This is a genomic window from Catellatospora sp. NPDC049609 (assembly GCF_040675365.1).
Lineage (GTDB): Bacteria > Actinomycetota > Actinomycetes > Mycobacteriales > Micromonosporaceae > Catellatospora.
Window position 1 is genome coordinate 1 of the sequence record NZ_JBFAOU010000234.1, and the last position, 10,514, is coordinate 10,514.

At 69.9% G+C, this 10,514-nt stretch carries 7 protein-coding genes; 3 read left to right on the plus strand and 4 right to left on the minus strand.

Annotation, left to right across the window (positions count from 1 at the left end):
* Window positions 1-138 precede the first annotated feature (138 nt).
* From AB0J67_RS36190 to AB0J67_RS36205, 4 genes are all read right to left on the minus strand, one after another.
* Window positions 139-1,623: a trehalase family glycosidase gene (locus AB0J67_RS36190; protein ID WP_363489465.1), complete on the minus strand. Its 1,485-nt coding sequence runs from the start codon at window positions 1,621-1,623 to the stop codon at window positions 139-141.
* Window positions 1,620-2,531 (minus strand): carbohydrate ABC transporter permease, encoded by a 912-nt coding sequence (locus tag AB0J67_RS36195; protein WP_363489467.1) that lies wholly within the window; start codon window positions 2,529-2,531, stop codon window positions 1,620-1,622. The genes AB0J67_RS36190 and AB0J67_RS36195 overlap by 4 nt, the downstream gene beginning before the upstream one ends.
* Window positions 2,532-2,557: 26 nt before the next feature.
* Complete coding sequence (locus AB0J67_RS36200) at window positions 2,558-3,526, minus strand: sugar ABC transporter permease (RefSeq protein ID WP_363489468.1); 969 nt, start codon at window positions 3,524-3,526, stop codon at window positions 2,558-2,560.
* Window positions 3,527-3,656: 130 nt separating this feature from the next.
* Complete coding sequence (locus AB0J67_RS36205) at window positions 3,657-4,967, minus strand: sugar ABC transporter substrate-binding protein (protein ID WP_363489470.1); 1,311 nt, start codon at window positions 4,965-4,967, stop codon at window positions 3,657-3,659.
* Window positions 4,968-5,365: 398 nt separating this feature from the next.
* On the opposite strand from AB0J67_RS36205, the gene AB0J67_RS36210 reads away from it, so the two are divergent.
* From AB0J67_RS36210 to AB0J67_RS36220, 3 genes are all read left to right on the plus strand, one after another.
* Entirely contained in the window at window positions 5,366-6,391 is a 1,026-nt protein-coding gene (locus tag AB0J67_RS36210) for a LacI family DNA-binding transcriptional regulator (protein ID WP_363489472.1), read from the plus strand.
* Window positions 6,392-6,503: 112 nt separating this feature from the next.
* Window positions 6,504-7,934, plus strand: coding sequence for a GH1 family beta-glucosidase (locus AB0J67_RS36215; RefSeq protein ID WP_363489474.1), 1,431 nt, complete (start codon window positions 6,504-6,506; stop codon window positions 7,932-7,934).
* Window positions 7,935-8,122: 188 nt separating this feature from the next.
* Window positions 8,123-10,444: a hypothetical protein gene (locus AB0J67_RS36220; RefSeq protein ID WP_363489476.1), complete on the plus strand. Its 2,322-nt coding sequence runs from the start codon at window positions 8,123-8,125 to the stop codon at window positions 10,442-10,444.
* The last annotated feature ends 70 nt before the right edge of the window (window positions 10,445-10,514 follow it).

Here is a 10,514-nt window from a genome sequence, read left to right on the forward strand (position 1 = left end):
GAAGACACGACGAGCCCATCGACGCGGCATCCAAAAAGGATCTGCGATCGGACCAGCAACCGCCACCGTCAGCTATTGCGCACAAGATCGTAAGAAGGTGCCCTTCCTCAACGCGGAGCGTGAAGAAGGTGCCCTTCCTTACCAGGGCAGGGTGTGGGAGCCCGCGGGGAGCGGGATGTCGCGGTCGGGGAGGGAGAGCGTGATCGGGCCGTCGGTCTCGACGGTCAGGGCGGTGTCGTCGGCGATGAGGGTGAGCCGGGTGTCTCCGCAGCGGAGGTTGCGGATGCCGGTGCGGCCGGGCAGGTGGCGGCGGTAGCGGACGGTGCGGGTGAGGGCGTCGACGCGCAGGCCGAGGACGTGCTCGATGAGCATGGAGATGGGGGCGAGCGCGGACCAGCCGCAGAAGTCGGGGCGTACGTCCGTCCGGTCGTCCTTGGCGGTGGCCGGGGCGGGACGGGTCGGCGAGTACGCCTCCCAGATGGTCGCGGGGGCGTAGTCGGCCCAGGTGCGGGCCATGTGGCGGATCAGGGTGAGCGACGCGGAGTGCGCGAGGGCCTCGTGGCCGTGGTCGGCCAGGGCGCGGGCGCTGGCGTAGGCGACCGGGATCCAGACCCCGCCGCGCCAGTACATGCCGTCGGGGCGGAACTCCGGGTCGTTGCGGGCCACCGACGGCCAGGGCACCGTTCCCCCGAAGCAGGCGGGGTCGGCCAGCGCGTTCGCCAGCGCGTCGGCCTGCGCGGTGTCGCAGACCCCGGCGAGCAGCGGCCAGTACGCCGCGGGTGTGCGTACCCGGTGGAAGTTGTAGGGCTCTTCGTCGAACCGGTCGTAATAGGTCGCGTCCTCGGCGCACCAGAAGTCGTCGACCAGCTCGGCGAGGCGCGCGTGGTGCGCGTCGTACTCCGCGGCGATCCCGTCCTCGCCGATGAGCCGGGCGAGGTTGGCGATGGAGCGGGCCGACAGGGCCTGCTGGGCGGCGACGTCGTACCAGAGGATGTCGCCGGAGGTGCCGTGCTCGCCCTGGATCGGGGCGCGGGGCGTGTTGTCCATGCCGCTGCACACGCCCTCCCACCGGTAGCCGCGCGGCACGCGCTCGACCGTGGTCGGGATGGTGCTGTGCGGGAAGCGGCTGCCGGCGGGCGTGTCCTCCATGAACGCGAAGTGCTGCTGCAGGTAGCGCTTGTCGCGCAGCAACCGGCGGACCCGGTCCAGGTCACCGGTGTGGCGGACGTACTCCTCCTCGGACCAGGCGAACAGCGGCGGGTTGTCCGGGTGGTGGATGCGCAGCGAGGACGGCTCGCCGTCGTACATCGGGCGGTAGAAGTTGTCGAAGCTCTCCACGCCGGGGAACAGGTCGGGGGCGTACTTGCAGAAGTGCGCCATGAAGCAGGTGTCCCAGATCCAGATGGTGTCCGGATCGAAGCCCTCGTCCATGTACGGCGAGCGCGGCACCCCGTCCCGCGACACCACGTGGTCGGCGGCCAGCTCCCAGGCGGCCCAGTACAGGTCGACCAGCGCGGGTTCGGCGTCGAGCACCGGCTCGGGCAGCGCGGCCCGGTCCAGCGGCGGACGGCGGCCGGCGTGCGCCGAGGCGTCGGGCACGGCGGTGGGCTGAGAGACGGTCATTTGATCTCCGCGATGGCGACGCCCTTGTCGATGTACTTCTGACCGAGGGCGTACAGGACGATGGGTGGGATGAGCGAGATGACGATGGCCGCCATCAGCATGGGCAGCGACGAGCCGAAGGGCGAGGTGAAGTAGAGCAGGCCCAGCGGCAGGGTGCGGTTCTCCTCGCCGGTCAGGTAGATCAGCGGGCCGAACAGCTCGCGCCAGCTGCCCAGGAACGTGAACACCGCGACCACGATGATCACCGGCTTGGACTGCGGCAGGATGATGTGCCACCAGGTGCGCAGGGTGCCGCAGCCGTCGATGCGGGCGGCCTCGTCGACCTCGCGGGGCAGGCTGAGGAAGAACTGCCGGAACAGGAAGATCTCGAACGCGGCGCCGAACAGCTTGGGCACCAGCAGCGGGTAGAAGGTGTCGATCCAGCCGATGTCGCGGTAGAAGCGGTACAGCGAGATCGTCATGACCTGGCCGGGCAGCATCATCGTGGCGAGCACGACCATGAACAGCGCGTTGCGGCCGGGGAAGCGGAACCGGGAGAACCCGTACGCCACGAACGACGACGACAGGATGTTCACCACCACGGCGTACACGGCCAGCCACAGGCTGTTGCCGATGTAGTGGAGGAACTCGTACTTGAAGATGACGTCGGTGAAGTTCTCCCAGCGGAACGGGCTGGGGATCCACTCGAACGGCACCGCGAAGTACTGGTTGGTGTCCTTGAGCGACTGCGACACCAGCCACACGAACGGGAACAGCAGCAGCAGGCAGAACAGGCTCAGCGCGGTGATCCGCGCGGTCAGCTCCCAGCGCACCCGGGGGTTGCGCCTGCGCCGCACGGTGACGGGCGGCTCGGCCGCAACGGCGGACGGCGCGTCGCCGCGCCGCGGCTTGTCCAACACGTCTTGCATCGAATCCTCCGGTGGGTGGGCCGCGGTCAGTTCTGGTCGGCGTCGCCGTACGCGGTGAAGCGCCGGGCCAGCCAGAGCACCAGGCCGGTCAGCACCAGGGTGGCGGCGAACATGATGAACGCCAGCGCCGAGGCGTAGCCCATGTCCTGGTAGACGAAGCCCTTGACGTACAGGTAGGTCACGAAGGTGCCCAGGCTGTTCTCGTAGCCCAGCGGGTTGCCGGTGGCGACGCCGCCGCTGTTGGCGAAGGCCAGCGGGGTCTCGAAGACCTGGATGTGGCCGATCAGCGCCATGACGGTGTTGAAGACGATGACCGGCGACAGCAGCGGCAGGGTGACCTTGCGGAACATCTGCCACGGTCCGGCCCCGTCGACCCGGGCGGCCTCGAAGTAGCTGGCCGGAATGCCCTTGAGCCCGGCCAGGAAGATCAGCATGGTGCCGCCGGCGAACCACACGTTGACCAGGATCAGCGCGACCAGCGCCAGCCAGGGCTTCTCCGAGTCGCCGAGCCAGTTCACCGGCTCGGTGCCGAACAGGCTCAGGAACATGTTCGCCAGGCCGACCTCGCCGCCGCGGAACACCTGCTTGAACAGGTACGCGGTGGCGATGCCGACGAGCAGGCTGGGCACGTAGATCAGGGTGCGGAAGACGTGGTTGCCCCGGAAGTCCTTGAACAGCAGCAGGGCCAGGCCGAGACCGAGGGCGATCGAGATCACCGTCGAGCCGATCACGTAGATCAGCATGTTGCCGGCGATGGTGGAGAACACCGGGTCGTCGGTGAGGATCTTCTCGTAGTTGTCGGTGCCCACGAACCGGATGGTGCGGAACACGTTGGCCTTGGCGAGGCTGGTCATGAACGCGGCGATGAGCGGCGCGACACCGAACATCAGGAAGCCCAGCAGCCATGGGCTGATGTAGAGGTAGCCCTGCACGCCCTCGCGCCGCCACCAGCGCCGCTTCGGGCGCGGCCGCTGCTCGGCCGAAACCATGGTCATGCTGTACGCCTCCGGTCGGAACCTGTGGAACGGCAGTGAACGGGCCGAACGCGGACCGGCGGCCCCCGTGGCGGCCGGTCGGGCCGGTGCGGCCCCGCGTGAACCTGCGGGGCCGCACCGGCGGGTCACGCTACTGCGACAGCAGCGCGTTGCCCTTCTTCTCGATCTCGGCGGCGGCCTGCTCGGGGGTGAGCTTGCCGCGGCCCAGGTCGTCGATGATCAGGCCGACGTCCTTGCCCAGCTCCTCCTTGACGGTCAGCAGACCGGGGCGGAAGGCCGGCACGGAGGCCAGCAGGGTCGGCGCGAACTCCTTCGGGGTGATGAAGTCCGGCAGCTTCTCCAGCGCGGCCTTGTCCACCGGCACGTCGCTGAACTTGGCGAACTCGACCTGGTTCTCGGTCTTGAGCATCCACTTGAGGAACTCCCACGCCTGCTGCTGGTGCTCGCTCTCCGCGGAGATCGCGTACCCGTTGGCGCCGGAGTAGAGGACCAGGCTGTCGCCGACCTTCGGCAGCGGGAAGACGCCGATGTTCGGGGACTTGGCCGCGATGTCGGCGAAGTTCCAGGGGCCGACCCGGGCCATGGCCACCTTGCCGGTACGCAGGCTGTCGAGGTCGCCGTTGAGCCACTGGTTCTCGCGCTGCTCGTCGATCGGGGGCACGATCTTGTCAGTGAACAGGCTGGCGTAGTCGGCGAGGCCCGCGATGCCCTGCGGGGAGTTGATGGTGACCTTCGTCGGGCTGACGAAGTTGTCGTACATCGAGCCGCCGCGCATGGCGATCAGCGACTCCCAGAAGTTGATGCTGCCCGGGTGCAGCGCGTACTGCGTCGCCTTGCCGGAGCCGTTGACCTTCGTGAGCTTCTTGGCCATCGCCTTGAACTCGTCGAACGTCATCACCTTGGTCGGGTCGGGGTCGGGCACCCCGGCGGCCTTGAACAGGTCCTTGTTGTAGCCGACCAGCGGCACGGAGATGCCGACCGGCATCGCGTACTGCTTGTCCTTCCAGCCGAAGACGCCGACCGGGCCGGGCTGGGCGCCGGCGACCGCGGGGCCGTAGTCGTCGAACTTCTTGAGGTCGGCGAAGACCTCGTTGTCGAAGTAGGACGCGGCGAAACAGGAGCACAGGCCGACCACGTCGTAGGCGTTGCCGCCGGCGGTGGTGGTCTTCACCTTGTCCCAGTACGCGTCCCAGGGCAGGAACTCAGACTTGATCTTGATGTTCGGGTGGCTCGCCTCGAACGAGTCGAGCCACTTGCGGTAGAGCGCGTCCTTCTCGGGGGTGTTGCTCCACCAGCCCCAGCTGATGGTCACCGGACCGCTGTCGTCGGCCGGGTCCTCGCCACCGCCGCAGGCGGCGGTGACGAGCGACGCGGCCAGCAGCAGCGCGGTCAGGACGACGCCGGGCCTCCGGCGGAACGTCCTGGTTCGAGGATGCTCCATAGTGAACTCCTGTGAGGTGCGATGCGCGGGGAAGGGTGCGGCGCGTCGCGACCGGCCGGCATCGGGCGGGCCTCCGGACCAAGGGGGCTCCGGCGGTCCTGTCACGATCCATCAGCCAGGCGCGATGGGTACTAAATCGAAACAGTGACCGGGACCATAGCCCGCCCTCGCGAGTACGTCAACACCGTGTTACGCCGGAAACTTTTTCGCAGCATCCGAAGGGGAGCATTGCCGCAGATGACGACGTGTTCGCAGCTAACCGAAGGCTCAGTTGTGCTTTCGCGCGGATCGACCGGGGTCTTCCGCTCGCCGGAGCGCACTGCTACTGTGCCGCTCCGTAACAAAATCGGTTTAGTAAACGACAGCCGGGAGCAGCACATGCGGGACGGAGGACGGTCGTGAAGCGACCCACCATCGCCGACATCGCCGACCGCGCGGGCGTCTCCCGGTCGGCGGTCTCGTTCGCGCTCAACGACCAGCCGGGCGTCTCGGAGGAGACCCGCCAGCGGGTGCTCGGCGTCGCGGCCGAGCTGGGCTGGCGCCCGCACAGCGCGGCCCGCGCCCTGCGCGGCGGCCGGGCCGGCGCGATCGGGCTGGCCCTGCAGCGCCCCGCGCGGCTGCTGGGCGCCGAGCCGTTCACCATGGAGCTGATCAGCGGCCTGGAGTCGGAGCTGTCGGCGCGCTCGTGCGGGCTCAACCTCCAGGTCGTCGAGGACACCGAGGCCGAGATCGCGACCTACCGCCGGTGGTGGGCCGAGCACCGGGTCGACGGCGTGATCGTGCTCAACCTGCGCGACGACGACCCGCGCGTGGCGGTGCTGGAGGACCTGCACCTGCCCGCGGTCGTCATCGGCGGCCCGGCCGGCACCGGCGCCCTGCCGAGCATCTGGTCGCAGGACGCGGCGGGCATGACCGACGTGGTGGAGTACCTCGCCGCGCTGGGCCACCGCCGCCTGGCCCACGTCGCGGGCGACCCGGTGATGCGCCACATCGTCGACCGCACCGCGGCCCTGCACGAGGTGTGCCGGCTGCGCGGGCTGCCCGAGCCGGTGACGGTGCGGGCGGACTACTCCGACGAGGACAGCGCGCAGGCCACCCGGCGGCTGCTGGCCTCGCCCGAGCGGCCGACGGCGATCATCTACCACACCGACCTGACCGCGGTCACCGGCCTGGAGGTCGCGCTGGAGATGGGCCTGTCCGTGCCGGACGAGCTGTCCCTGATCGCGTTCAACGACTCCCGGCTGTGCCGCCTGGTCAACCCGAAGCTCACCGCGCTGGCCCACGACATCCCGGGCCGGGGCGCCCAGGCCGCGCGCATGCTCTTCGCCGCGATCGACGGCGAGCGGGACGCCGGCTCCCAGCCCGCCGAGCCCTACCGGCTGCTGCCCCGCGGCAGCACCGGGCCCTACCGCCCGTCCCGCTAGCCGCCCCGCCCCGCGGGCCGGACACCGGTCCCGAGCACCGCACAGCCCGGCCGAGCACCGGCCGGGTCGCCGAAACCGCCCGCGAGGGCCCGCACCCCGAGGAGTGCCGCAGATGACCGCCGCCACGGAGACCGCGCCGCACGCGGGCGCCGCACCGTCGGAGTTCCCCGCGGGGTTCCGCTGGGGCGCGGCCACCGCGGCGTTCCAGGTCGAGGGAGCCCTGGACGCCGACGGGCGTACACCGTCCACCTGGGACACATTCACCGCCGTCCCCGGGCGGGTGCACGGCGAGCACCGGGCCGACGTCGCGGTGGACCACTACCACCGCTACCGCGAGGACGTGGCCCTCATGGCGGAGCTGGGCCTGAACACCTACCGCTTCTCGGTGTCCTGGCCGCGGGTGCAGCCCGACGGGCGCGGCCCGGCCAACCCGAAGGGGCTGGACTTCTACTCCCGGCTGGTGGACGAGCTGCTGGCCAACGGCATCGACCCGATGCTCACCCTCTACCACTGGGACCACCCGCAGGTGCTGCAGGACGCGGGCGGCTGGGCGGACCGGGACATGGCGCAGCGGTTCGCCGACTACGCCGGGCTGGTCGCGGCCCGCCTGGGCGACCGGGTGCCGCTGTGGGTCACCCTGAACGAGCCGTGGTGCACCGCGTTCCTCGGCCACGCCTCCGGCATCCACGCCCCCGGCGTCGCCGACGACGCCACCACGCTGGCCGTGGCGCACCACCTCAACCTGGCGCACGGCCTGGGCGTGCAGGCGCTGCGGGCCGCGCTGCCCGCGTCGGCGCAGGTGTCGATCGCGCTCAACCCGGCCCCGGTGCGGACCCGGGGCACCTCCCCCGCGGACCTCGACGCGGTACGCCGCGCCGACGCGCTGCGCAACCGGATCTTCTTCGACCCGCTGCTGCGCGGGGCGTACCCGGCCGACCTGATCGCCGACACCGCGCACGTCAGCGACTGGTCGTTCGTGCGCGACGGCGACCTGGCCACGGCCGCCGTGCCGATCGACGTGCTCGGCGTGAACTACTACACGCCGCTGTACGTCGCGGGCGGCGAGGGACCCGCCGACCCGTACAACCGCTGGGTCGGCAGCGAGGGGCTGGTGCACGTGGCCCCCGCCGAGGGGCCGGCCACCATCCACGGCCAGGTCGACGCGGGCGGGCTGCGCGAGCTGCTCAACCGCATCCGCCACGACTACGGCCCGGTCCCGATCATGATCGCCGAGAACGGGGTGTCCTACCCCGACCAGCTCGGCCCGGACGGCCGCGTCGACGACGTCGGCCGCGTCGACTACCTGCACGCCCACCTGGCCGCGCTGCACGACGCGATCACCGACGGGGTGGACGTGCGCGGCTACGTGATGTGGTCGCTGATCGACAACTTCGAGTGGGTGTACGGCTACAGCCAGACCTTCGGCCTGATCCACGTGGACCGGGCCACCCAGCGCCGCACGATCAAGAACAGCGGCCACTGGTACCGCGGGGTCATCGCGGCCAACGCGATCCCGCCCCTGAACACGCCCGCTGCCGGCTGACGGGCGTCGCACAACGCGGGACCGGGGACGCCTGTGCCCGCTTTGATCCAAAAGTGCACATTAATCGAACCACGTCGTGTTCGGGGCTGCCCGGCCCCGGCACGGCGCCCCGCACCGAGACCAGGAGATTCACAGGTAGGAGACCTGCGATGAAAGCTCTTCGGATCCACCGGTACACCCTCCCGCTCATGATTGCGGTGATCCTCGCCGTGTTGCTGCCCATGCTGGTCGCCAACTCGGCGAAGGCCGCCCCCGGCTTCGTCACCACGTCCGGCACCAAGTTCATGCTCGACGGCAAGCCGTTCTACGTCGCCGGCACCAACAGCCACTACCTCGGCTGGGGCACCCGCGCCGAGGTCGACTCGATGCTCGGCTACGCCGACGCGTCCCACTACAACGTCGTACGCGGCATCCTGCACTCGGTCATCGGGTCGCTGGACGGCACCACCAAGCCGCACATCTGGAACCCCAACAGCACCGGCGACGCGTCCAACATGGGCATGCACGGGACGTACCTGATCTACTGGGACACCGCCACCAACACCTACGCCTTCAACCCCAGCACCACCAACGGGCTGGGCCGCTGGGACTACGTCATCGCCAAGGCCGGGCAGCTCGGCCTGAAGCTCAACATCGCGATGATGGACTTCTGGCAGTGGGCCGGCGGCACCCAGCAGATCAACTCGTGGTACATCCCCGGCTACAACGGGTCCAGCCACGCGCAGCGCTACACGTTCTTCTACAGCGACCCCCGCACCAAGCAGCTGTACAAGGACTGGGTCAGCTTCGTGCTCAACCGCACCAACAGCATCACGGGCGTGAAGTACAAGGACGACCCGACCATCTTCGCCTGGGACCTGATGAACGAGCCCGAGGTCAGCTCGGTGCCGCTGGCCCAGGGCTGGTTCCAGGAGATGGCGTCGCACATCAAGGCGCAGGGCGCCCAGCAGCTGGTCACCACCGGCAGCGAGGGCTTCTACGGCGGGCAGGCCGGCTCCGACCCGAACACCGAGGCGGCCAACGTCCCGGCGATCGACTTCCAGACCTGGCACACCTACCCGACGTACCACAACATCTCCCCGCAGCAGGTCGTGAACCTGATCAACCAGCACTGCGCCACGGCGGTGAGCGGCGGCAAGCCGGTCATCCTGCAGGAGTTCGCCTACCCGGCGCGCAGCGCAGCGGAGAAGGTGACCCGCTCGAACATCTACAGCAGCTGGCTCGACGCGATCTACAACAACAACGACTGCGCGGGCTGGCTGTCCTGGCGGGTCGAGGGCAAGGTCGTGCCCCCGGCGACCCGCCCGCACCCGCAGGACGACAACGTCGACCCGGCCACGTTCATCTGGCCGCCGGACAACGGCGAGGGCTTCTCCATCTACGGCGAGCCCGACACCACCAAGGCGCAGTACGACCCGGCGTACCAGATGTTCGCGACCCAGGCCGCGCGCCTGCTCGTCAAGAACGGCGGCACCCTGCCGTCCTCTCCCCCGCCCGCCTCGCCGTCGCCGTCCACACCGGCCAGCCCGTCGCCGTCGGCCTCGCCGCTGCCGCCCGGCTCGGTCAGCATCGACGACGCGGTCACCGGCACCGGCCAGAACCAGTGGAACTACAGCGGCTGGAACCACTGCACCGGCTGCAACGAGACCGCTCCGGCGGTGTACCACAACGCCAGCCAGAGCTGGAGCCTCAACACCGGTGAGACGGCCACCCTGGCCTTCAACGGCACCCGGGTGAGCTACCGGGCCGTCACCGGCTCGCACCACGGCATCGCGGGCGTCTCCATCGACGGCGGCGCCGAGGTCAACGTCGACCTCTACGCCGCCGCCAAGACCGGCGACGTCGCCGTCTGGACCAGCCCGGTGCTCGCCGCGGGCAACCACACGCTGCGGATCCGCAACACCGGCACCAAGAACGCCGCCGCCTCCGGCACGGTCGTCACCCTCGACCGGGCCGTGGTCACCGGCGGGTCCACCACCTCACCGTCGCCGTCCACCCCGCCGGTCTCGCCGTCGCCGCAGCCGTCGACCAGCCCGCCGGCCGTCGGCTTCGTCAAGGGCATCAACCTCAACGGGCCCGCGGTCACCATCGAGGGCAACCAGTGGGTCAGCCAGACCACGGCCCAGTCCTCGGGCTTCACGGTCTCCGGCGGCACCGCGCACACCAACACCGTCACGCCCAGCCCGCTGCCCGACGCGGCCACCGTGGAGATGCTCCACACCGGCCTCATCGGCACCGACCTGGGCACCATCACCATGAGCCAGACCCTGGCCAACGGCACCTACCAGGTGTACGTCTGGGAGATGGAGTCGGTGCAGGGCAACACCCGCCGCTTCAACGTCACCCTGGAGGGCATCCTCAAGGCCAGCAACCTCGGTGACCTGGCCCTGGGCCACTGGCGCAAGAACGGCGCGTACACCGTCACCGTCTCCGACGGCACCCTCAACATCAACATCACCGGCGCCTACGGCAAACCCGCCGTCATGGGCCTGTCCATCCACCGCATCTAACGCCCCCACCCGGCGCCCCCCCCCCCAACTAGCTGCCCCCCCAAACGCCGAAAACCGACAAGAGAGCACA